General features: G+C 40.1%; 20 protein-coding genes and 1 pseudogene. 18 read left to right on the plus strand and 3 right to left on the minus strand.

From position 1 onward, the window contains the following. The 9 genes from EDD69_RS13705 to EDD69_RS13745 all read left to right on the plus strand — a co-directional run bounded on the left by EDD69_RS13705 (position 1) and on the right by EDD69_RS13745 (position 10732). A complete protein-coding gene (locus EDD69_RS13705; RefSeq protein ID WP_132949475.1) occupies positions 1-1362 on the plus strand; it encodes a (Fe-S)-binding protein in 1362 nt (453 codons plus the stop codon). Beyond that, the gene (locus tag EDD69_RS13710; RefSeq protein ID WP_132949476.1) at positions 1359-2816 is read left to right on the plus strand and encodes an FAD-binding oxidoreductase; all 1458 of its coding nucleotides are present in this window, start codon (positions 1359-1361) and stop codon (positions 2814-2816) included. The genes EDD69_RS13705 and EDD69_RS13710 overlap by 4 nt, the downstream gene beginning before the upstream one ends. Positions 2817-2946: 130 nt before the next feature. Then, on the plus strand, positions 2947-5127 hold the full coding sequence (locus EDD69_RS13715; RefSeq protein WP_132949477.1) for a malate synthase G: 2181 nt from the start codon (positions 2947-2949) through the stop codon (positions 5125-5127). 202 nt (positions 5128-5329) lie between these two features. After that, positions 5330-6109, plus strand: coding sequence for a fumarylacetoacetate hydrolase family protein (locus EDD69_RS13720; RefSeq protein WP_132949478.1), 780 nt, complete (start codon positions 5330-5332; stop codon positions 6107-6109). A 69-nt stretch (positions 6110-6178) separates the two neighbouring features. Continuing rightward, positions 6179-6943, plus strand: a complete 765-nt coding sequence (locus EDD69_RS13725; RefSeq protein WP_132949479.1) for an IclR family transcriptional regulator — start codon at positions 6179-6181, stop codon at positions 6941-6943. 313 nt (positions 6944-7256) lie between these two features. Continuing rightward, positions 7257-8903 carry a DUF6044 family protein gene (locus EDD69_RS13730; RefSeq protein WP_165871803.1) on the plus strand — a complete coding sequence of 549 codons (1647 nt, stop codon included), beginning with the start codon at positions 7257-7259 and terminating at the stop codon, positions 8901-8903. Between the two features lie 13 nt (positions 8904-8916). Continuing rightward, a complete protein-coding gene (locus tag EDD69_RS13735; protein WP_132949480.1) occupies positions 8917-9954 on the plus strand; it encodes a glycosyltransferase family 2 protein in 1038 nt (345 codons plus the stop codon). Next, positions 9920-10348, plus strand: a complete 429-nt coding sequence (locus EDD69_RS13740) for a GtrA family protein (protein WP_132949481.1) — start codon at positions 9920-9922, stop codon at positions 10346-10348. The genes EDD69_RS13735 and EDD69_RS13740 overlap by 35 nt, the downstream gene beginning before the upstream one ends. A 150-nt stretch (positions 10349-10498) precedes the next feature. Then, the gene (locus EDD69_RS13745) at positions 10499-10732 is read left to right on the plus strand and encodes a hypothetical protein (protein ID WP_132949482.1); all 234 of its coding nucleotides are present in this window, start codon (positions 10499-10501) and stop codon (positions 10730-10732) included. Between the two features lie 290 nt (positions 10733-11022). On the opposite strand, the pseudogene EDD69_RS13750 reads toward EDD69_RS13745, so the two are convergent. Next, positions 11023-11634, minus strand: a pseudogene (locus tag EDD69_RS13750) (S8 family serine peptidase); the annotation flags it as partial. Between the two features lie 277 nt (positions 11635-11911). Here EDD69_RS13750 and EDD69_RS13755 point away from each other — a divergent pair. From EDD69_RS13755 to EDD69_RS13790, 8 genes are all read left to right on the plus strand, one after another. Then, entirely contained in the window at positions 11912-13258 is a 1347-nt protein-coding gene (locus tag EDD69_RS13755; protein ID WP_132949484.1) for an MDR family MFS transporter, read from the plus strand. Between the two features lie 346 nt (positions 13259-13604). Then, complete coding sequence (locus tag EDD69_RS13760) at positions 13605-14618, plus strand: LacI family DNA-binding transcriptional regulator (protein WP_132949485.1); 1014 nt, start codon at positions 13605-13607, stop codon at positions 14616-14618. Positions 14619-15112: 494 nt separating this feature from the next. Beyond that, on the plus strand, positions 15113-16513 hold the full coding sequence (locus EDD69_RS13765; protein WP_132949486.1) for a sugar ABC transporter substrate-binding protein: 1401 nt from the start codon (positions 15113-15115) through the stop codon (positions 16511-16513). A 62-nt stretch (positions 16514-16575) separates the two neighbouring features. Continuing rightward, entirely contained in the window at positions 16576-17472 is an 897-nt protein-coding gene (locus tag EDD69_RS13770) for a carbohydrate ABC transporter permease (RefSeq protein WP_132949487.1), read from the plus strand. A 16-nt stretch (positions 17473-17488) separates the two neighbouring features. Then, positions 17489-18385, plus strand: coding sequence for a carbohydrate ABC transporter permease (locus tag EDD69_RS13775; protein WP_132949488.1), 897 nt, complete (start codon positions 17489-17491; stop codon positions 18383-18385). Next, positions 18382-19491 carry an ABC transporter ATP-binding protein gene (locus EDD69_RS13780; protein ID WP_132949489.1) on the plus strand — a complete coding sequence of 370 codons (1110 nt, stop codon included), beginning with the start codon at positions 18382-18384 and terminating at the stop codon, positions 19489-19491. The genes EDD69_RS13775 and EDD69_RS13780 overlap by 4 nt, the downstream gene beginning before the upstream one ends. 21 nt (positions 19492-19512) lie before the next feature. After that, the gene (locus EDD69_RS13785; protein WP_132949490.1) at positions 19513-20337 is read left to right on the plus strand and encodes an inositol monophosphatase family protein; all 825 of its coding nucleotides are present in this window, start codon (positions 19513-19515) and stop codon (positions 20335-20337) included. 398 nt (positions 20338-20735) lie between these two features. Then, the gene (locus tag EDD69_RS13790) at positions 20736-21638 is read left to right on the plus strand and encodes a DUF2935 domain-containing protein (RefSeq protein WP_132949491.1); all 903 of its coding nucleotides are present in this window, start codon (positions 20736-20738) and stop codon (positions 21636-21638) included. Between the two features lie 436 nt (positions 21639-22074). Here EDD69_RS13790 and EDD69_RS13795 read toward each other — a convergent pair whose 3' ends face one another. Further along, positions 22075-22269, minus strand: a complete 195-nt coding sequence (locus tag EDD69_RS13795) for a hypothetical protein (protein WP_132949492.1) — start codon at positions 22267-22269, stop codon at positions 22075-22077. 358 nt (positions 22270-22627) lie between these two features. Here EDD69_RS13795 and EDD69_RS13800 point away from each other — a divergent pair, with 358 nt between their 5' ends. After that, positions 22628-23248: a M15 family metallopeptidase gene (locus tag EDD69_RS13800; protein WP_132949493.1), complete on the plus strand. Its 621-nt coding sequence runs from the start codon at positions 22628-22630 to the stop codon at positions 23246-23248. A 120-nt stretch (positions 23249-23368) separates the two neighbouring features. Here the strand turns inward: EDD69_RS13800 and EDD69_RS13805 are convergent, their stop codons facing one another. After that, positions 23369-23782 (minus strand): thermonuclease family protein, encoded by a 414-nt coding sequence (locus EDD69_RS13805; protein WP_132949494.1) that lies wholly within the window; start codon positions 23780-23782, stop codon positions 23369-23371. Positions 23783-23974: the final 192 nt, after the last annotated feature.

Consider the following 23974-nt stretch of genomic DNA (forward strand, 5'->3'; position numbering starts at 1 on the left):
GTGAGTCTAAAAGAAAGCGATTTAAAGAAGGATCCAGCATGTACAATCAATAGTTTAGGAAACTATCTTTGGAGTGACCCGCCAGATGAAAACAAATGGGCGGATTGTGTTCACTGCGGAATGTGCTTGGAATCGTGTCCAACCTACGAGCAAACCGGTCAGGAACAGCATTCTCCCCGCGGACGCGTCCATCTCATTAAATCGGTTGCAGAAGGAAAGCTTGAAGTCAATGAAGCTTTTGCAGATCCGGTTTTTGCCTGTCTTGATTGCCGTGCGTGTACAACGGCTTGTCCTGCTGATGTAGATGTAGGTGGACTGATTGAAGAGGCGCGCGGACAAATTCGTCAAGCAATGCCATTAACCGGTTGGAAAGGAGTTGTAAGCAAATTTTTTCTGCAAGGAGTTTTTCCGAATCAAGACCGTTTGCATTTACTAGGCAGCTTGTTAAAGTTCTATCAAAAGAGCGGATTGCAAAAGGTGGTGCGCAAAACGCGGCTTATCCATATCATGCCTGAACATTTAGTGGAGATGGAGGCGATTTTGCCGGAAGTCAAACAGCCGGTGCGCAAAAAATACAAACATGCGGACGTCATCAAAGCGAAAGGGGAAACGAAGCGGACTGTTGCGCTTTTAACCGGATGTATCATGGATGTGATGTTCAGCGATATTAATGAAGCAACGATCAACGTATTAACTCGTAATGGAAACGATGTCGTAATCCCGCAAAATCAAACATGCTGTGGAGCGCTGCATGTTCACGCTGGCGATCGCGAAATGGGAAGAAAGCTGGCGAAACAGAACATCGAAGCGTTTAAAGATGCAGAGAAGGTCATTGTGAATGCAGCAGGTTGCGGCTGCATGTTGAAGGAGTATCCGGAATTATTCCGTGAAGACCCAGAGTGGCGCAAGAAAGCGGAAGAATTTTCTGCAAAGGTAGAAGACATCTCAAAATATCTTCATGACACAGATTTTGAAAAACCAAAAGCAGAAATCAAGACGCGGATTACGTACCATGATGCATGCCACTTAGCACATGGTCAAGGAATACGCGAGGAGCCCCGCAACATCCTGCGTAGCATTCCTGGGGTGGAAATTGTTCACATGCCAAATGCTGACCGTTGCTGCGGAAGCGCCGGCATTTACAATATCACCAATCCAGAAATGGCAGGAGCCATACTCGAAAGCAAAATGAAGAATGTCCCTGAAGATGTTGAAATCATTTCTATGGGCAATCCTGGATGTATGCTTCAGATGGCAATGGGAGTACTTAAATACGGAAGAAATCAAAGAATCGTTCATACCGTGCAGTTACTAGACTGGGCATATCAAAAAGAGGACAGCTTAAAGGAGGGAAAGGGATGAGGGGAAAAGAAATCCAAACAAAAGATAAACATATACAAAATCTAGCAAAAATCGTTGGTGGAGTTCAGTCGATTCTTTACAAAAAAGAAGATTTGCTGGCTTATGACTGCGATGGTTTTACGATTCATAGGCACTTGCCTAAAGCGGTTGTTTTTCCAAAAAACACTCAGGAAGTTGCAGAGGTTGTAAAGTATTGTAATGAAAATAATTTGCCATTTCTTGCTCGCGGTGCAGGAACGGGGCTAAGTGGAGGAGCTATTCCTTTAAATGGCGAAGTGATTATTAGTTTGGTTAGAATGAAACGTTTATTAAGTGTAGACTTGGAGAATAGAAGGGCTGTGGTAGAACCAGGATTTGTAAATCTCAAGTTGACACAATCCATTTCAGATAAAGGATACTATTACGCGCCCGATCCATCAAGCCAATATTGCTGTACGATTGGCGGAAATGTCGCAGAAAATGCTGGAGGAGCACACTGTCTTAAGTATGGAGTGACGACGAACCATATTCTAGGTCTAGAGGTTGTTTTACCAAACGGAGAAATTATTGAAATTGGAAAAAACGGAATTCCAGATCAGCCTGGATATGATTTGTTGGGACTATTAACAGGATCGGAAGGGACATTAGGCATTGTTACAAAAATAACCGTTCGCATTTTAAAAAATCCAGAAGCCAAGCAAACGGTGTTGGCTTACTTTGATAAAGTTTCCGATGCTAGCCAAGCTGTGTCAGATATTATCTCAGAAGGAATTGTTCCGGCTGCCCTTGAAATGATGGATAAAACTGCTATTGAGGCCGTCGAAGCCGCTGCATTTCCTGTAGGGCACCCTAGAGACATTGAAGCGTTATTGCTTATAGAGGTTGACGGGATCTCTGCTGGTATTGATGAGCAGATTCATCAAATTTTGCGCGTATGTAAAAACAGAAATGTTCGTGAAGTAAAAGTAGCCCAGGATGAGAAGGAAAGAGAAAGATGGTGGGCAAATCGTAAAACAGGATTTGGTGCAATGGGGGCGATTTCTCCAGACTATTTAGTGCAAGACGGAGTTATTCCACGAAGCAAGTTGCCGGAAGTGTTAGAGAGAATCAAGAAAATAAGCGAAAAATATGGTTTGCGCATCGCTAATATTTTTCATGCGGGAGACGGAAACCTTCATCCGCTCGTCCTTTTTGATGCAAAGAAGCCAGGAGAAACAGAAAAAGCGCTGGCAGCTGGAAGTGAATGTTTGAAAGTGTGCGCTGACGTTGGCGGCTCCATCACAGGCGAACATGGAGTTGGCATCGAGAAAAGAGAAGAAATGCGCTTTATTTTCAACGATGAAGAAATTATGGCACAGACCAATATTCGTGATGTATTCAACCCTAAAAATCTATTAAATGCAGGAAAATTATTCCCAACACCAGGGCGCTGTGTAGAAGTAAAGAAAGAGAGAAAAGAGGTTATAACCTCATAAAAAATAAATGAATGAATTTTATGAAAATTATTGAAAGAACTGGGATTTCATGATATTATTTTTTTAAACTAATTATGAAACATCGTTTCGTAATAACAAACAACATAAATATAAAAGGAGGAAATATGGTATGAAAGACTATGTAAAAGTAGGAAACCTTCAAGTGGCTCGTATTTTTTATGATTTCATCAATTCAGAAGTCCTTCCTGGAAGCGGATTAAACAGCGAGCAGTTCTGGTCCGATTTGGAAACATTAATCAAAGACTTGACTCCAAAAAATAAGGCGTTGTTAGCTCGCAGGGATGAGATTCAAGCAAAAATCAATACATGGCATAGGGAAAATAAAGGGAATTTTGACTTTGAAAAGTATAAATCGTTTTTGCAAGAGATCGGTTATTTAGAACCAGAAGTAGAAGATTTTCAGATTACGACTGAAGGGGTAGATGATGAAATCGCCTTACAAGCCGGTCCGCAGTTAGTCGTTCCAGTAAGCAATGCTCGCTATGCACTGAACGCTGCCAACGCGCGTTGGGGAAGTCTTTATGATGCTCTTTACGGAACGGATGCGATCAGCGAAGAAGATGGCGCACAACGCGGAGATCGTTACAACCCAGTCCGTGGTGAGAAAGTGATTGCCTATGCCAAACAATTCCTTGATGAAGCTGTGCCGTTAAACGAATACTCTCATAAAGATGTTGTCAAGTATGCAGTCGTCGATGGAAAATTGTCTGTTTTCGTCAAGGATGGCAAGACAACAAGCCTTCAAGATGAAGAAAAATTTGTCGGCTATCAAGGAAATCCGGAAGACCCATCGGCTATCTTGCTGAAAAATAACGGATTGCATATTGAAATCCAAATCGATCGCAATCACCCTGTCGGCAAAACAGATGGAGCGGGTGTAAAAGATATTTTATTGGAAGCTGCGCTGACAACAATTATGGATTGCGAGGACTCTGTGGCTGCTGTAGATGCTGAGGATAAGGTGCATGTATACCGCAACTTGTTAGGATTGATGAAAGGAGATTTGACGGCTACATTCACAAAAGGAAATAAAACAATCACGCGTGCGCTCAATCCTGACCGTATTTATACGACGGCAACTGGAGAAGAGTTGACATTGCCAGGACGTTCGCTCATGTTCATCCGCAACGTTGGACATTTGATGACCAATGATGCCGTATTAGATCAGGATGGCCAGGAAGTTTATGAAGGAATTTTAGATGCGGTTGTCACTAGTTTGATTGCGAAACATTCTCTCTTAGGAAATGGCCGATATCGCAACTCCAAAAAAGGCTCCATCTATATTGTTAAGCCGAAAATGCACGGCTCGGAAGAAGTCGCTTTTGCGGATGAACTGTTTGATCGTGTTGAAGACATGCTCGGGCTGGAGCGAAATACAATTAAAATCGGTGTGATGGACGAGGAACGCCGCACAACGCTGAATTTGAAAAACTGCATTTACCAAGTAAGAGACCGCATTGTGTTTATTAATACCGGTTTCTTAGATCGAACTGGCGATGAAATCCATACTTCGATGGAAGCAGGACCGATGATTCGCAAAAATGATATGAAAACATCAGCGTGGCTGCAAGCATATGAGAAATCAAATGTAAGCATTGGCCTTGCCTGCGGCTTCCAAGGACGGGCGCAAATCGGTAAAGGAATGTGGGCGATGCCGGATATGATGGCAGAAATGCTGAAGCAAAAAGGCAGTCAACTTAAAGCAGGTGCCAATACGGCATGGGTTCCTTCACCAACGGCAGCAGTCTTGCACGCTCTCCACTATCACCAAATTGATGTAACAAAAGTACAAAATGAATTAGGCAAAGAGCTTAAAGATTTTCGCGATGAAATTTTACAAATTCCAGTGGCGGCCAACCCTAATTGGACCCCTGAAGAAATTCAGCAAGAACTTGACAACAACGTTCAAGGTATACTAGGATATGTTGTCCGTTGGGTGGAGCAAGGAATTGGCTGCTCGAAAGTACCTGATATTAACAACATCGGGCTGATGGAAGACAGAGCGACATTAAGAATTTCCAGCCAGCATATCGCGAACTGGCTTCACCACGGAATTTGCACAAAAGAACAAGTGCTTGAAACGTTAAAACGCATGGCGAAAGTCGTTGATGAGCAAAACGCTGGGGATCCTGCATATCGGCCAATGTCTGAAGACTATGACAACTCAGTCGCTTTCCAAGCGGCCTGCGATCTCATTTTCAAAGGCTATGAGCAGCCGAACGGTTACACGGAACCAATTTTGCACCGCCGCCGCTTGGAAGCTAAAGCAAAGTTTGCGGTAAAACAGTAAGCGATTATACAAGTAACTGTGAGGGCATTCTAATCAATTTAGAATGCCCTTTCATGTACGCAACACTGCGTGTGAGGAATTGGAAAGACTGTTGTGCGATCGTCATAATGATTTTCTACTTGATAAAAAAGTTGTAAAAGCAGCCGTGAGCGATGCCAAAGCGGTAGTTGCTCGTAATTAACATAGTCGGAGGAGTTAAGTGATGAAATTTGCCAGATTTATTGCCAATGGAGAAATGTATACAGGTATCGTAATAGATGGTGTGATAAGAGAAATTCAAGGGGATATGTTTAGTGAATGGGAATATACAGGTAAAACCTTTTCCGAACATGAAGTCAAATTTCTTGCCCCGTTAGAACCGAACCAAATTATCGGAATCGGTGCAAACTACGTCTCACAGAAAAAAGACCTTCCCGATGTGCTGCCGGAAATTCCGGTATTCTTCTTCAAACCGACTTCATCGGTAATTGGACCTGAAGAAGAAATTGTCATCCCAAAAGGAATTGACCAAGTCAAGTTTGAATCAGAGTTAGCCGTTGTGATTGGGAAGGAAGCGAAAAATGTTCCTGAATCAGATGTGTTGGATTATGTGTTCGGTTATACGATTGGAAACGATGTAACCGCACCACAATTTTTTCATCGAGACGGCCATTGGACACTCGGGAAAGCGTTTGACACATTCACTCCATTAGGTCCGGTGATTGAAACGGAACTCGACCCTTTCAACGTGAATGTAAAGGCAAGACTGAACGGAGTTGAAAAACAAAACAGCCCAACTGAATTCATGATTATTCCAATCTGTAAAATGATTTCTTATCTGACGAATATTATGACGCTGAAGCCGGGGGATGTGATTTTAACAGGAAGTCCGATCGGTGCCGAATTCGTTAAGGCAGGGGATATTATTGAGTGTGAGATTGAAGAAATCGGAACGCTTCGCAATACGTTTGCTGCGGCAAAAGAACGCGCTAAAATTAGTTAGTGATTGCTTATATGCCCGGAAACAAATGTTATAATGAATTATCATGTCTTTTGTTAGAGGTGAGAGAGCGTGGAAAGAGAAAATATGGTCAAGTCTGTGAGCCGGGCATTAGATATTATCGAGATCGTCAGTTCGGAAAAGGATGGCTTAGGCGTTACAGAAATTGCGAAACAAATGGATATTAATAAAAGTTCTGTATATCGAATTTTATCGACGCTTGTTCAGTATGGGTACATGGAGCAGGATGAAGAAACAAGCCGTTACAAACTTGGTTACAAATTTTTGGAGATGAGTTCGAAGCTGCTCGAATCAATCGATTTAAGAAAAGAGGCAAGACCATTCCTGCAAGAGCTTGAGAAAGAAACAAATGAGGTCATTCATCTTGTCGTTTATGACCAAGGCGAAGTGATCTACATCGAAAAGTTAGAAGGAACGGAAACGCTGCGCATGCATTCGAAAGTCGGCAAAAGAGCTCCGATGCATTGCACGGCAGTAGGAAAAGCGATTTTAGCGCATTTGCCGTCTAATGTTGTGCTCGATATTTTAGAACGTAAAGGAATGCCAAGGCATACTGATAAAACGATTACCGATCAAGATGAATTTCTTAAAGAACTCTCTCAAGTAAGACAAAAGGGATATGCTCTTGACTTAGAGGAAAACGAATACGGGATTCGCTGTATTGCCGTACCGATTTTCGACCATGTAGGAAAAGTCATTGCCGCTGTCAGCGTCTCCGGTCCAACCATACGTATGACCGATGAACGAATCGAACAGCTGCAAGCGAGAATGCTGCAAATCGGTAAACAAATTTCCGCAAGGCTTGGATATGTATAAAAAATGGTGCTCGATATCCTATTTGGAGATATCGAGTTTTTTTGTTGCAAGTGAATGGAAGCCTGGTTTCATTACTTTGTCATTTCCTCTTACATCTTTTCAATTTGCTCCGTCATTTTCTCCACAAATTCTGCGGAAGCCCCCTTCTTTCAGCATGTATATGTGACTTTCTAAATTCTTTTTGAATTCACCAAAATGAATATTTTCCTTTTGATGTTAAAAACTAAAGGAAGACGTTCAGCAGCTGCCAATATTGAAATCGAAGGAGAGAAGAGAGTTGTTGAATAGAGAGATTCTTAAACATGAAAAAAAGATGATTTTCTTCTCGTTCCTTGCAATAGCTGTTTTTGTGTCGCCATATTTTCTTCTCGGCGAAAATGCACATATGCGTGTCCACGATAATTTAGATTCGAATATTGCCTGGTATAAAGTGTTAATCAGAAGCGGTGAATTATTCGGTTCAGTGGATGCGGTTGTTCCACAAATTATTAACGGTCTGCCGCGCAACGCATTTGGTACGGAATTTAGCTTGATTGTATGGCTGCATGCGTTATTTCCTTCCATTTATGCATACGGTTTAAGCCAAACCATCACGCGTGTGTTTGCGTTTATTGGCATGTATTTGCTTTTGAAAAAACATTTTATTCAGGCACCAGAATGGGCATGGATTCGTGTCGGAGTGGCGTTAGCATTCGCTTTAACTCCGTTTTGGCCGTCAGGAATGCTTAGTACACTTGGAATGCCTTTAGCGTTATGGGCATTTTTAAACATTCGTGATGGTGAACGTTCGTGGGTGAATTACCTCGTATTAACGCTTTTGCCGTTCTATTCAAGCCTCGTTCTTGGCTTTTTCTTTTTCTTAAGCGCAATGGGAATGGTTTGGCTTGTTGATGTGGTGCGTGGGAAAGGATGGAACGTTCGTTTTTTATTGGCGATTGTTTACATGACTGCGATTTATTTAGCTGTTGAGTATCGACTCGTGCACTCGCTTTTATTTTCCGAGGAACCGACAAGCCGCGATGAATATTTTCATGCCCGTCTCCCTCTATGGTGGGTGATTCGCCTTACGTTTAAAAACTATGTCCTTGGACATAATCACGTCATGACTGTACATGCGTTTGTTATTTTGCCGGTAACGTTATTTGCTTTATTTGTTGTTTGGAAAAAAAAATTATGGAAGCAAGAAAGGTTGTTTCTTTTTCTTCATATCTTAAATTTTGCGCTTTCCACATGGTATGCATTTTGGTTTTATAAGGGTTGGCTCCCATTGACAGAGAGGTTTGACCTACTGGACAAGTTTAATTTTGCTCGTTATCACTTTTTGCGGCCAATCGTGATTTACGTTTTATTTGCGTTTTCGCTCAAAATTTTATGGCGTGAAGGAGAAGTGTGGAGAAGAATAGCCAACATTTTGATCGTTGCACAACTTCTTATACTTGCATCATTTAATGAAGAAATCATCTTTCGAAAGAAGCCATCCTTTAAAGAGTTTTATGCAGAAAAACAATTTCGGGAAATTAAAGAATACATAGGGCTTCCGGTAGAAACGTACCGCGTTGCAAGCATCGGGATTCATCCAGCCATTGCCCAATACAATGGGTTTTATACACTCGATACATACAACAATTTTTATCCGCTGACGTACAAACATCAGTTTCGAAAAATAATTGAGCATGAGTTGGAGAAAAACGAAAAGCTTAAAGAGTATTTTGATGAGTGGGGCGGACGTTGTTATATCTTTGTCGATGAGCTCGGCAAGCATTATATGTTTAAAAAGAATTCGAAGAAAGAGATTCAAAATTTGCGGTTAAATACGGACGCATTCTATGAAATGGGCGGGCGGTACATTTTTTCAGCTCTGCCTATCAAAAATACGGAAGAGAATCAGCTGAAACTTGAGAAAATATTTCATTCGAAAGAATCGGCATGGAAAATCCATCTATATAAAGCGACGCCATAAGGAGGAAAACAACATGAATGAACCGGTGCTTACCATCGTTGTTCCATGCTATAACGAAGAGGAAGTGCTTCCCGAAACGATCAGCCAGCTTCTTCATCTGTTGGAACAACTAATGGAAGAAAAACTTGTTTCATGTCAAAGCAAACTATTGTTTGTTGATGACGGAAGCAACGATCACACATGGCAAATCATTTATAAAGCGAGCTTGCGTCATGAAGAAGTAAAAGGTTTGAAATTAGCGAGCAATGCTGGTCACCAAAATGCCTTGTTAGCCGGGATGTTTGCGGCGAAATTTGTTTCTGACTGCATTGTTTCGATTGATGCTGACTTACAGGATGATATTTCGGTCATTCGGGAATTTGTTCAAAAATTTCATGAAGGATATGAAATTGTGTATGGAGTGAGAAAAAAGCGGGATACAGATACATTTTTCAAACGGCATACGGCACAAGGGTTTTATAAACTGATGAAAGCGATGGGAGTGAATCTAGTTTATAACCATGCTGATTATCGCTTAATGAGCCGCCGCTCCGTTGAAGAACTTGAACGGTTCGAGGAAGTTCATTTATTTTTGCGAGGAGTGGTTCCTTTACTAGGGTTTCGTTCCACTGCTGTTTATTATGATCGAAAAGAGCGATTGGCAGGTGAAACGAAATATCCGTTAAAGAAAATGCTGGCATTTGCTTTAGACGGGATTACGTCTTTCAGCATCACACCGATTCGCTTCATTTCAATCATTGGATTTATTTCGTTTTTTGTCAGCCTTTTATTTGGGATTTATTTTGTCTTTTTAAAATTTACCGGACACACACAGACAGGATGGACATCTCTCATCATGTCGATTTGGCTTCTAGGTGGATTGCAGTTAATTGCGTTTGGTTTAATCGGCGAGTATATCGGAAAAATTTACAAGGAAACAAAACGTCGTCCGAGATATATTGTTGATATTGATTTATTAAATTTACCTATGCTGTTTCGGGAAAGTCACGCATCTCCTGCAGCGGAGGAACATGCGCATGTTGACTTTAAAAGGTTATCGGAATCGAACTAATCCGTTTTTTCGCTTTCTGCTTGTAGGAATCGTGAATACAATGGTTGGCTTATCCATGATGTTTTTCATGTTGCGCGGGCTTCATCTTTCGTACTGGTGGGCTACGTTCATCGGAAACGCAGTTGGTGCAAGTGTTAGTTTTTTCTTAAACCGTTCCTTTACGTTTCATAGTGACGTTTTGATCATCAATGGAATGTTGCGATTTATTGTTGTGATCCTCTCTTGTTACTATCTGGCATATTCATTTAGTCAAATGGTTGCCCACCGGCTTGCCGTTTTATATCCTCATCTATTTATACATGTCCGTGAAGATGTAGCCGTATTATTAGGAGCTTTGTTTTATACAGGACTTAATTACCTTGGACAAAAAACGATTGTATTTTGGAAAAAGTAGGATTTTATAATTTTGTGTCGAATATAAATTTATAGAGGCATGTCGTAACCATAACACCAGAATTTATAGAAATGCCACCGGTTTTTGCAGCTGAGAAAGATGGGAACATGATTGCTTTTACATGTAAGAGAAAAGCTCGAGGTGAATCGTATGGTAGTAATTATAATGATTGCGTTAATGTTTATATTTATTACTATTGTCTTTTTGCTGTTAACAAGCGGTTCTAGTAGTGGAATAAAACGACAAAACAGCGAAAATCATTTCCTTCCACCATATTATCACGATACGTCATCTCATCATCAAAACGACTGTGGAAACAGTGACTTTGGCGGCGATTTTGGCGGCGGCTGCGGTGGCGGAGACGGTGGAGGTGGTGGGATATAACTAGTCCCTTTTTCATTATTTGTTCAAAAATATGTCATAAAAAACATCATTAACGATGGAGCAGATACTTTCTTCAAGGTATACGGATACGAGTTGTATCACTGGTTTGCTTGCTAACAGAAGCGTTACAGCAATCGATATAACCATTAACAACGGATCCCCAATCTGTTTTAGAAATTGCATTCGGAAAACTTTATTTTAATATAGAAATTCGAAAGATAAGCGTGAAATTTGCACTTAGCAAGATGCTAAGTGTTTTTTTATAAATGATGATTATGTAAAAAATCCCCCTATTCGAGGGGGAAAGCTTTGTTTCCTTTATTCGCAAATTGCATTGCTTTGTATATATTGATTAAGCCGTTTCCAAACAGCACATCTTTTCCAGGAACACCTAAGTCGATCGTAGATTTATTGATTATGTCTATAACTTCCGTGTTGGTCAGATTAGGATTCAATGAGCGAATGAGTCCCGCTAATGCCGTGACGTGCGGAGCTGCCATGGATGTTCCCGAAAGCGCCGCGTAACGGTTATGCACGAACGTACTTGGAATTTCAGTTCCTGGAGCTACCACATCTAAGTAGTCCCCGTAATTAGAAAATTCTGCAAGTGAACCGTCTGGATTCACAGCACCAACACTAAGCACTTCAGGATATGCGGCTGGGAAACTTGGCTGAGCTGAATAATCGTTTCCAGAAGCAGCAATGAGCACTACATCCCGGTCATATGCGTAGCGAACGGCTTCCTGTAAAAGTTCTGATGGTTGATAATTTCCAAGACTTAAGTTAATCACGCGAGCCCCGTGGTCGACCGCCCATATAATTCCTTTTGCCACATCAAACGAAGAACCATACCCTTCCGAATTGAGTACTTTAATTGGCATAATGTGATTAAACCATGTAATATTTTCGCCTCACTACATAGAGTGCGAAAACACGAAGGGAATTATGAATTGAATTACGATTGATTATTGATAAAGTGAATATTAGCCGTTTATTTCAGAATATTTCAAGTGAGCTATTCATTACGCCGATCGGGTGTCTCGCATGTTTCTGTTCTTCTTTTTCTTTGAAAGCGCAACACTATGAGCGAAATAAAACCATTTTTGGTTGTTTTTATTTCTTATATTTTGCCGCTGGTGATATAATGTTTTATTAATACATATAGAGGAGGGACAATAATTGAAAAGTAGAACAACTGTGATGATCAGCATCGTTCTTGCAATGTTAGTGGCATCGATGGATACGACCATCATGAACACGACGATGCCCATTATCGCAAAAGAGCTAGGTGGATTTGAACTATATGCTTGGACATTTGCGGCATACATGATTACAACGACCGTTCTTTCGCCGATTGCAGGGAGATTATCTGATATTTTTGGAAGGAAAAAAGTATTTGGATTCGGAATTATCTTGTTTTTCATTGGCTCACTCCTTTGCGGAATGTCGCAAAGTATGTTGCAGTTAGTCATCTTCCGTGCGGTGCAAGGAATCGGAGCCGGATTTATGATGCCGTTTCCAGCCATCATTGCCGGGGATCTTTTCTCGATCGAAAAGCGCGGGAAAATTCAAGCATTCTTTACAGCGATGTGGGGGCTTTCGGCTTTGCTGGCGCCTTTGCTTGGTGCGTTCTTTGTAGAATATATGTCATGGCGCTGGATTTTTTATGTCAACTTGCCAATATGCTTGCTTTCATTGCTAACGCTTCTTCCATATCAAGAAGTGTATGAGCCGAAAAAATCGAGCGTCGACTATATCGGCGCGATTTTGTTCGCTGTCGGTGTAAGTTTTCTTCTCCTGAATACGGTTGTGGAGGAAAATCAGCTGATCTACGCGATTGTAGGAATTTTATTTATGGCTATTTTTTATTCTTTTGAAAAGAAACAGTCTTCGCCGCTTGTTCCGCTTTCGATGGTGAGCAATAAAACGATTAAGTGGATGAACTTAAACGGCTTTTTAGGTTGTGCTGCGTTATTTGGCACATCGAGCTACATTCCTTTATTTTTACAACATGTGGCCCATCAATCGTTATTTATAAGCGGAGTGGCTTTGCTTGGCATGGCGATTGGCTGGATGATGGTGTCTGTGCCAGCGGGAAAATGGATTTTGAAGTATGGCTATCGTTTTTTACTCATCACTGGAAACGTTTTGTTAGTGGCATCAGGAGCCTTGTTACTGATGTTAAATCAAAGTCATGGATTTTGGTATGTATTTATCACCATGTTTGTACAAGGACTCGCATTTGGTTTGACATCGACGGTCGGAGTGATCGGTTCGCAACAAATGGTTGAACCGCATCAAAAGGGAATTTCTACTTCGTTCTTTATGTTTTGCCGTAACATTGGTACGGCAATAGGAGTAACGATTATGGGAGCGTTTTTAACGAAGGCGCCAGATTTCATGACGGGAATTCATAATCTCTTCCTATTCGGCTTTGTTGGAAGCATCATCGCTTTACTGACATCGTTCCTTATAAAAGAAGCAGAGGAAAAGGGGAGTGTAAAGGTACAGAATCAAGGGGCGTAAAAGATTGTATCATCACTGCGATTGAGTTTTATGGAAACTTCGTTGCGGGTGTTAGAATAAAGAAGGAGATCGTCAAATTATTGATTTTTTCGTAGGGGGACAGTAAAATCCAATCTTGGACGAATGAATTGGATGATCTTGTCCTCCTTGCCTTTATGACTGATCTCATCAGCATTCGTAGTATGACTTACACGACAAATGCGATTGAACGAACTCCTTGAACACGATGCTTTAGGTAGTTGACAGATTTCTTGATACATGCTACACATTTATATAGAAAATTTGTCTTATAACAAACCAGTAACATTGCATGTGATTTATAGCGATAACATGGGGGTTTGCCTCATTGAATTACACCATTGTAGACATTGCTTTGCGGGCTGGAGTTTCCAAGTCAACGGTTTCGCGGGTCATCTCGGGTAAAGGATTTGCAAGTAAGGAAGCGCGTGAAAAAGTATTAAAAGCGATTGAAGAGCTGCAATATAAACCTAATGGATTGGCAAGGGCCATGGTTTCTCAGCGGACTAACAATATTGGAGTCATCATCTATCATCAACATCCTTCGATTACAACCCACCCTTTTTATGGAAAAATCCTCGATGCCATTCTTAAGAAAGCGAAAAGCCTTAACTATTCCGTATTTGTTGAAACAGATGAAGAAACGTCTTTAAAGTCAGCGGACTTTATGTTGGAAAAAAGAGTGGACGGGCTCATCCTAATTAGCAAACTTAATCAAGAAGTGGTTAGTTACATCGACAAGTTTAATGTCCCTTACGTAATTGTAAATGGCGCCATTGAAAAAGATGATGTGATTCACATTGTCAATCATGATCGAAAAGGCGGAAGTGTCGTCGCCGATCATTTGTATCAATTAGGTCATCGGAGAATCTTCGTTATTAGCGGTCCGCAGGATCATCGTATCCACAGCTTACGGTTTGAGGGGTTTAGCCAACGTATTAGGGAGCTTGGCGGAGAAATTACGATAAGAGATACGTATTTTTCAACTACATCAACATTCGATGATGGTTATAAGGGATTGTCTGATATTTGGGATCACTTCCTAGCTAGAAAGCCAACAGCTCTTTTTGCTACGAGCGATATGTTGGCTATGGGCGCGATGAAATTCCTATTGGAAAAAGGATTGAAAATACCTAATGATATAGCAGTTGTCGGTTTTGATGATACAGATTATTCGAAAATGTTCCATCCTTCATTGACTACGGTTCATGTTGATCAGGTAAAAATGGGAGAAGATGCGGTTTTTCTATTGGATCAATTAATAAAAAAAGAGAATGTACAACCGTTAAAAATCGAATATGAGCCGAAACTCGTTATACGGGAATCAACGAATGGATCTTAATATAAATCTAGCCGAGAACAGATCAACCATACGTAAAACATCACCTTTCCAAGTCATCGTTATTCCCCGATATGAACTTTCTGGTTTTGGATCGATCGTGGCCATAAAGTTCAGTAAGGGGATTTTTAGGAATTTATAACGGGGCAAGCAAGTGTGGATGTGGGAAGGTTCCCACATCATTCTAGAGTTATGGCATGTGGGAACGGTCCCACGATTAATCCCCCTTTCATATAGCAACCTTATCATTCCATAAACAATATGGAGTGTGAGGTGAGAAAAAGATGAAGAATGTATGGGGTATGGGAACGATCCCATGACCAAATCCTAATATGGCAACCTTACAATTCATAAACAAAATATGAAGTGTGAGGTGAGAAAGCGATGGGAAATTTATGGAGTGTGGGAACGGTCCCATTATAGGTTTGTATCTCATTCTCTCGTGAATATAGCAATCTTACAATTATAAAAAATATGAGGGATGAGGTGAGGAAAAGATGAGAAAGATGAAAAAAGTTACAGCAAGTGTCTTGTCTACATTTGTTCTTGGAATGGGGATTTTGACTGGTTGTGGAAAAACGGATCAGTCGGCTGAAAGTGAAGCGAATGCGAATAAGCCTAAAGTGGTAACGATTGAAGCGCAAACAGCTGCACCAGAAGTAACTCGGGTTGAAAATCTGGAAAAAGCGGCTGAAAAACTAAATGAAGAGTTAAAGAAACAAGGAAAAAATATACAAGTAAAAGTTAAAACAAACGTATTTGAAGGCAGTTGGGAAGAATATTCCAAACAATTTATGTTAGCTTTCAAGGCGAAAAAAGAGCCTGATATTTATACAACGGGACATGAAAACATTGGTTGGTTAGCGGATGGAAATTACATACTTCCTTTAGATGAACTTAAAAAATCTAAGGAATATTCGGATGTATTTCCAGTTCTATGGGATTCTGTAACATATAAAGGTCATATTTGGGGTGCACTGCAAGATACGGAAGCGCGTCCTGTTTTCTACAATAAAGATATCTTAAGAAAGCTTGGTTGGAGCGAAGAGCAAATTAATAATCTTCCTGAAAAAGTAAAGAATGGTGAATTTACATTAGAGGATATGACGAAATTAGCTGAAGAAGCGAAAGCAAAAGGATTAGCGGAATTTGGCATTATTCACCGTCCAGTAGATGGTCCTGATTTCCATGTGATGGTTTACAACTTTGGCGGAAAACTATATGACCCGAAAGAAAATAAAATTGTATTAGATAAAAAAGCCGTTAAAAAACAATTAGATTATTACTATGATATTGCAAAGAAAGACTTAATCCCAGACAATCTCACTCAAATGGAATGGAGCAACATTCATAAGACAGTAGTAAACGGCAAAGCGTTGTTCTACTACGGCGGCATTTGGAACGTATTTAACTGGGGACAAGACAATTTCCATGAAAAATTGGGAAAAGTGGATGAAAAATGGGTTAATGAGCACTTTGGCATGATGCTCATTCCTGCGGCTGAAAAAGGCGGAAAAGGCATTACTCTTTCTCATCCATTCGTATATACGGTTTCATCACAAACAGAACATCCTGAATTAGTGAAACGTTTATTAGAACTTGTAGCTGATCCTGCGCTTCAAACAGAGCATAATGTGAAAACATTCCATCTTCCTGTCACAAAAGGCGGCGCAGAACATCCAGACTTTAAAGCGAATATCACATTAGGAAAAGTGGCATACATGACTGAATATACAACATTCCTTCCAAACCATGAAGGATTCCCTAAATATTCAAAAGCAGTATTTAACGCGATTCAAGCAGTAGAGCTTGGAAAGAAAACGCCTGAAGAAGCGTTAAAAGATTTAGAAGTACAGTTGAAAAACGATCTTGGCGATCAATTGAAAATTGTAGAATAAAAAGTGGATGATACCTGGCGCGTTTCTGCCAGGTATATCCATCTTTAAAGGAGGTTAGAAAAGTGGGCTCTGTGTTAAAAAGGTGGAAGCTGCCAGCCGTCATGCTTGGACCTTTCATCATTCTTATTTCCCTTTTCTATTTTCTCCCTGTTGTATTGATCGCCATATTGGCATTTACAAGCATGGATTCTGCCATGAGATGGGATTTTAATGGATTGGCGAACTTTCAAAAGCTTGTGACCGATCCAAATATTGGGGTGGTTGTGAAAAACACCATCATTTATGTTGGCTTCACATTGTTGTTTAATGTGTTTTTTGGTCTGGCTTTAGGCATTCTGACAACCTACTTCATTCAAAAAGAATCCGTCGGTCTGTTTTTTCGAACGATTTGGATGCTGCCGCGAATTTCCCCACCGGTTGTGTACACACTCCTTTTGTTATGGTTTTTTGACCCAAGTGAATATGGTGTATTGAATAGTTTAAGAGCTCTTTTTAACATGCCACCTGATAAATGGCTGACCACTCATCCGATGACGGCTGTCATTTTAGCCAATGGATTAATTGGAGCTTCGTTTGGGATGATTATTTTTTCATCTGCTATTAAGTCTATACCGAAGGATTTATTCTACGCCGCAAGCGTAGATGGAGCTTCTCAATGGTCGGTCATTAAAGATATTATTATCCCGGCTGTGCGTTGGCCGCTCATGTTTGTGACACTATGGCAGTTTTTGTCTTTGCTCACATCCTATGAATATATTCTCTTGCTTACAAACGGCGGACCTTTGTTTGAGAGCGAAGTACTGGCTTTGTATTCGTATCATAAAGCTTTTCAGAACTTTGAATTTGGCTATGGTTCGGCTATTTCTCTTGTTCTTGTTTTAATCGCATTGATCTTTTCGGCTCTCATGTGGAAATGGTTCGGTATGAAAAAAATGATGGGTTCTTCAAGAATCGAGTAAGAAGGGGGCTGTTGAAATGGAAGTAACCAGTTATCGATCCGAAACAGCACCTGTGATGACATCGGTTTCCAAATGGAAAAAGCGCATTCCTTTCATCATCGCCTATGGAGTTTTGGGTTTGACCACACTGCCGATCATTTTGATGTATTTGTGGCTTTTGTTAAGTTCTTTTTCTGAACAAATGAAATACGGTTTTATTCCTGTTCGTTTCACACTTGAAAACTGGAAGTTTTTATGGACGAGCGTGGAGCATGGAGGAAGCGAGCTCCCAAGTATCTGGACGGCAACCTGGAATTCCTTCGTTTTTTCAGGCACTCTTACTATCTTGGAAGTCATTATCGGCGTCATGGCCGGATATGCTTTATCTCGGCTCGAATTCCCGGGACGTCAGGCGTTAATGAAGACTACGCTGTTATTACATGCTTTTCCGAGCATCGCTTTGCTTATTGCCGTGTATTATATTTTGAATTTTATGGGGTTGTTTGATTCCCTTTGGGGAGTTGTGTTAGTGAAAACAGCTCTGCAAATTCCGATGACAGCTTGGATTGTTAAAGGATTTTTTGATGATGTGCCATGGGATGTAGAGTGGGCTGGACTGATTGACGGATGCAGCCGTTTGAAGGTCTGGTTCACCATTGTGCTTCCGTTGATCAAGCCTGGAATTGCAGCCGTTAGCATTTTCTCGTTTTTATCTGGTTGGTCTGAATTTTTGCTCTTATACACGTTTATTTTAAGCGATGAAAATGTCACTTTGGCCTCTTATCTCCAAAGATTAATCAGTGATCCAAACTTGGTTAATTATGGATTATTAAGTGCTGTATCCCTGTTTTATATGCTGCCGGTCTTGCTGTTTTTCATCTTTACGCAAAAATCATTGATGCAAGTAAGTGTAGGAGGAGGGAAGCGCGTATGAAAATCGAGCTAAAAAATATTTGTAAATCCTTCAACAAAAAATCGAATACGATTGATCACATGAGCTTGACGATAGAAGATGGAGAGTTTGTTGCTCTCCTTGGACCGAGCGGTTGCGGGAAGTCTACCACGATGCTGATGATTGCTGGCATTTATAAGCCAGATAGCGGTGAAATTTATTTTGATGGCCAGCTTGTCAATGATTTAGAGCCAAAGGATCGAAATATCGGCATGGTGTTTCAAAGCTATGCTTTATATCCGCATATGACGGTTTTAGAGAATATCGCATTTCCATTGAAACAACAGAAAGTTCCAAAAGAAGAGCGAATTGAACGAGCGAAACAGGCGGCTGAAATGGTGCAGCTAGGGCATTTATTAGATCGAAAACCGAGTGAATTATCCGGAGGTCAGCAGCAACGAGTGGCTCTGGCGCGCGCCATCGTGAAAAAACCAAAGGTGCTGTTGTTGGATGAACCAATGTCCAATCTTGATGCCAGATTAAAAATTGAAATGAGAGAGGAAATTTCCCGCATCCAAAAAGAATTGGGCATCACAACGATTTTGGTTACCCATGATCAAGAAGAAGCAATGACGATGGCGGATCGTATAGCGGTCATGAGAGACGGAAAAATCATTCAATACAGCACGCCGATGGAATTATATAATCATCCGAAAGACTATTTTGTCGCTCAGTTTATCGGAACGCCTCCGATGAACTTCCTGAAAGGAAAACTATCGAACAACCAGCTTCGTTTACGAAACATGACCATTGAATTAGATCGCAAATGGCTCGATTTTGATGGAGAAGAAACAGACGTACATGTAGGAATTCGTCCTCATGATTTAAAATTAGGAAACAACGGGGATATTCGCATCAGAGGAATTGTCCATATGGTTGAGCCTATTGGCCATTCGCAAATCGTCAATGTAAAAGTCGGCAATGAGCAGGTTCGTTTCTTCGTTGAACCAAACATCAAAATGGAATATGGCCGTGAAGTTGAAATATCAGCCGACATTTCAGCCATTCATTTATTTGATAAAGCGACGGGAAGAAGTTTAAAAAAAGATAGTGTAAATCAAGGACAAATCGAAGAACTCGTTAGTTAAGAAATAAGGGATGAAAGAGAAATGGCCATAAACATCAAAAAGGGTTTGGAACAAGTTTTGTATGACTCAGCGATTGAATATGCATTGCAAGCCGGCCAATTGCTTAAAGAGCGCTTAGGTAATAAAGGAAAAATTCAGCAAAAAAAGAATATTTCCGACCTTGTGACAGAGGTTGATCAATTGAGTGAGGAGTTGCTTCGGGGAAAAATTCAGGAAGATTATCCTGACCATTGGATTTTATCTGAAGAGGATTGCGGTCAGGCCAATGCATATGAAGTGTTTAAAAATCAGGATTCGGGATATGGTTGGATCATCGATCCGATTGATGGCACCACTAATTTCATTCACGGCATTCCTCATTTCTCTGTTTCGATTGGGGTTGTAAAGGCCGGAAAACCTGTGATTGGTGTTGTGTTCAATCCGATCACAGGTGAACTTTATGCGGCAAGGAAGTCCTTTGGGGCTTATCTGAACGGCCGCCCGATCCGAGTTGGAAAAGAATCAACATTGGCTGAAGCAGTTGTAGCAACAGGGTTTCAAGCCAGTGATTTTAAATCAGGATCCCGTGTCATTCAGCAAATGGACAAGTTGGCAGGGAAAAGCCGCAGCATTCGCATATTCGGTGCGGCAAGTTTGGATTTGTGCTTAGTTGCATCCGGGAAGATTACTGGATTCTGGCATGAAGGTCTCAATCCGTGGGATACCGCTGCAGGAGTTTTGATCCTAACAGAAGCAGGAGGACAGGTTACGGATCAAGATGGGAATCCTTACTGTCTCTTTCATGATTCGCTGATCGCTTCCAACGGAAAAATCCATGATGAACTGATGAAAACAATCAAACTATGAATCAATGAAAATGAATACAATGATTTATCAGGTCGATGGAAAAAGCACAAGTGAAAAAGTATCATGATGGTTACATACGCTTCAATAACGATAAAGCCCTTCTCGTATGAATGAGAAGGGCTTTTCGAAATTCCCCGTTAGAGATTGGAAAGGAGTTGGGCGTTATAGTTTCTGACACGATTACAACAATAACAAATCCCCCTATTTCCGTCCACAAAATTCTCCTCGCTTTCTGATGAATTCCACGTATCTATTCGTAAACCTTAATACGTTTTCCTTCTGTCCTTTAGATCGTAATTGAATTCAATAACCATTGATAACTAACTTTCAACACATAAAAGAATCGGTCTGTAAATATAAATGTAGAAGCGTAAATTTTAAAGAGGGAGTGGAAAAAAATGCTAAATCATCCACCGACCCCTGGTCATTTTGCAGCTGATTTCCAAAGTCAGATGTTAATTCCTCCTGAGACAAAAGCTTCTGCACCTGAATCTTTGACAGAAAAGAAGTTTATTGAACGGTCACTAACTGAAAACAAATTTTGGCTTAGAATTATGAAAGAACATGCTCTATTTCTTGGAGAGGGGTTTAATCGAAAAGACAAGGATTTAATTCAGCAAACCGATCGTTTTTATCATTACTTTGAACAACTTGAAAAAAGAGCACATCAAACTCCCGAAACTGTTCAAGCTGTAAGAAAATTAAATGAAGATAGTATTCAGTTAGTTTATGGATTTAGAAATTTTAAGAGAAACCTTCTAATCCTCATTATTAATTGTAAAGTGAGCGGCTTTAATTTCCCACTCCTTGTAGACCATATCGCACGCGAAGCTGAATATTTTATGAGAAGTTTACAAAAGTTTAATCAAGGGATTTTAGACCCTATTCAAGACGCCATTATAAGCGAAAATGTTTTTTGGTTGCGCATCATGATGGAACATTCTCGCTTTATATCCTCACTGCTTGATCCTTCCGAACGAAACCTTGTGATTACAGCTAGAAAGTTTGGAGATGATTTTGAAGTTTTATTAAATCAAGCAAGAGATGTAGAATCCATGCTTTATAACAAAGAACCGACATATCCGGTAATCGGAAAAATGAATAAAGATAGCGAAAATGCGACAACAGAATTAAGAAACTTCAAAAAAGCCGGTTTAGAATTAATTAAAACTTGTCAAATAAAAAGCGTGATTAATCCATTACTAGCAGACCATGTTGTCAGAGAAGCGGAACATTTCTTATATATGATTCATGTTTTAGAGAATCGCCTAATGAAAAAGCAAAAAGAAAATCAAATGTAAATTGTTTTGAAGAGCCTGTATCATTGAAATGGATACAGGCATTTTTTATCATTTGATTTGGTAAAAAATGCTCTCTTTCAAGCTAGTTGAAGATGTTCACGAACAACGTTTATTTTTGTTTTTTTCATGTTTAAATGCCATTACAAACAACAAGAAATAACTTATGAAAACAAGTGCACATAAGGTTTTCAAAAATATTGAATCACTATCAATAAAAGTAGTTATAGTTGAAATTGAAATGAGAATCCCTACACCGATATATACGAATAATGTCCTCATAATTGTCTTCCTTTACCTTCTGATCGTATTCAAATCTCTTGTCCGCTAGTGAAATGACTGAATCATATCCAGCAGCTTTCAAATTTGATGAGATTACAGGGTGTATATTCTCCCTGTTGCTTTTTACATATTTCTTCAAAAAGGAAAAAAAATCCTTTCATAGGTAGATCAAAAATTGTAGGAAAATATCTTCTTTTGTTGAATTTTGATATATATATGATAAGCTTAATTTTCCGACATAAACAAGCTTTTCTGCCACTTCTCCGAACGAAAACGCCATCAGACAAATGAATTTGTCTGTCATGCGTTTTACGTTCGGAATCGGCATGCTAGAAGCATGCCGGGGCGGCAAGAAACATCTTGCCGCCTATGGCAGAAAAGCGGTCTTCTATTCATGATGAGATATGTCGGAAACTCAACTTGAATCTATATAGAAGGAGAAGAAAAGTCATTCGGTACGTTTCAATAAGCATAAGTTAAGAAGTTAAAAAGTTTTACAACAAGAGTGCTGCTAGGGAGTTGGTTTCAATAGAGATTGATCATTAAGACAAGCAACCAATTTGTCGAATCGCTACACTTCTGCCGTTGCGCTTGTCCTTTTGATTGCATACTACGCTGCTTTTGAAGCAATGTCATTAAATCCGGCTTTATATGGTATTGGTTCAGTTGTTGGCATGAAATATGCACTTGAGAACGGGGGGAGAGAAATAATGACAATTCTTCTAAAGGAATTGTTAGAAAAAGCAGAAAAGAAATTACAAGGTGTTCATCCGGTTATTGCCGAAAAAGCGCGTCAGCTCATTTCTTTAGCGTTTAAAGAAGGAATCCATATCATCATCACACAAGGGTTGCGCACAATTGAAGAACAGAATGAACTCTATGCACAAGGTCGAACAAAGCCCGGAAAAATTGTGACCAATGCTAAAGGAGGCTATTCCTTTCACAATTTTGGGCTAGCTTTTGATTTTGCGGTATTGAATGCAGATGGTAGCGTGAACTGGAATGTCGATGAAAAATGGAAACGTGTAGGAGCATTAGGAAAATCGCTTGGACTTGAATGGGGAGGAGATTGGAGAACGTTTAAAGATTATCCTCATTTTCAATACACATTTGGTCTTTCGTTAACTGATTTACGAGCAGGAAAACGGCCAAAGGAGGAAAAAGAAGTGAAAAAAGACGATATTACAGGTCACTGGGCGGAAGGAAGCATTAGAAAAGCGATCCAAAAAGGCATTATCAAAGGTTATTCTGACGGTCAATTCAAGCCGAATGAGCCTGTCACAAGAGCGCAATTAGCGGTGATTTTAGATCGATTAGGCTTGTTAAAGTAACCCCTCTCAACCGAGAGGAGTTTTTTCGTTCTTTGATTCATTTTTCGTTGTACAATTCTTTTCCTAACCATATATAAGCTGATAATCTTCCGTATTTGTCTTTGATTTGTACGTCAAATTCTAATGTGACGGTTTTATTAGTTTTGTATAGTTCGATGCCTCTTTTCCATATTTTTCGACAGGTTTACTTGGATGAACGGTCTCTGGATTATTCACGCCAATGAGACGAACAGTTGCCACAGCCTTGTTCTTGAATTGAACCTCTACTGTATCTCCATCAATGACACGGTTGACTTTTACCGTGTGTTTAGAGTTTACTTTAATTGCTGGCAACGCTATTTTTTTGGATTGATGGCTTTGTTGTTTTTTCTGTTTGTGATAGTGATATTGACCTTTTTTCAAACCATACTTCTCACAATTTGTATGGCATGTATGTCCCCCGTTTTTGTCGAGTTTTCCAGGGTGAGCAAACGTTGAGGTTACGAATTCAAACAGCATGAAGAATGATAATGCGATCGTTAGAAATTTTCTCATCGTTCATTTTTCACCCTTTCTCCTTGTATTCAAAAACAGCGACTATATTTTACAATCAGTGAAAATATTTTTCTGGTAAATTTTTCAACATGGATGACTGATTTATCGATGAGAGATGAAAGGATCTTGCTTGTAAGTTCTTTTTTGTTTTTAATTGTTTTGTAAAAAACATCATGATAAAATTTTCCTCAC

The organism is Thermolongibacillus altinsuensis (assembly GCF_004341205.1).
Lineage (GTDB): Bacteria > Bacillota > Bacilli > Bacillales > Anoxybacillaceae > Thermolongibacillus > Thermolongibacillus altinsuensis.

Coding starts and splice junctions, on each gene's coding strand:
- EDD69_RS13730 (WP_165871803.1), top strand. CDS start 7,257: ATGATTTTCTTCTCGTTCCTTGCAATAGCTGTTTTTGTGTCGCCATAT.
- EDD69_RS13740 (WP_132949481.1), top strand. CDS start 9,920: ATGTTGACTTTAAAAGGTTATCGGAATCGAACTAATCCGTTTTTTCGC.
- EDD69_RS13775 (WP_132949488.1), top strand. CDS start 17,489: ATGGAAGTAACCAGTTATCGATCCGAAACAGCACCTGTGATGACATCG.
- EDD69_RS13785 (WP_132949490.1), top strand. CDS start 19,513: ATGGCCATAAACATCAAAAAGGGTTTGGAACAAGTTTTGTATGACTCA.
- EDD69_RS13745 (WP_132949482.1), top strand. CDS start 10,499: ATGGTAGTAATTATAATGATTGCGTTAATGTTTATATTTATTACTATT.
- EDD69_RS13790 (WP_132949491.1), top strand. CDS start 20,736: ATGCTAAATCATCCACCGACCCCTGGTCATTTTGCAGCTGATTTCCAA.
- EDD69_RS13710 (WP_132949476.1), top strand. CDS start 1,359: ATGAGGGGAAAAGAAATCCAAACAAAAGATAAACATATACAAAATCTA.
- EDD69_RS13735 (WP_132949480.1), top strand. CDS start 8,917: ATGAATGAACCGGTGCTTACCATCGTTGTTCCATGCTATAACGAAGAG.
- EDD69_RS13805 (WP_132949494.1), bottom strand. CDS start 23,782: ATGAGAAAATTTCTAACGATCGCATTATCATTCTTCATGCTGTTTGAA.
- EDD69_RS13780 (WP_132949489.1), top strand. CDS start 18,382: ATGAAAATCGAGCTAAAAAATATTTGTAAATCCTTCAACAAAAAATCG.
- EDD69_RS13765 (WP_132949486.1), top strand. CDS start 15,113: ATGAGAAAGATGAAAAAAGTTACAGCAAGTGTCTTGTCTACATTTGTT.
- EDD69_RS13800 (WP_132949493.1), top strand. CDS start 22,628: ATGACAATTCTTCTAAAGGAATTGTTAGAAAAAGCAGAAAAGAAATTA.
- EDD69_RS13720 (WP_132949478.1), top strand. CDS start 5,330: ATGAAATTTGCCAGATTTATTGCCAATGGAGAAATGTATACAGGTATC.
- EDD69_RS13715 (WP_132949477.1), top strand. CDS start 2,947: ATGAAAGACTATGTAAAAGTAGGAAACCTTCAAGTGGCTCGTATTTTT.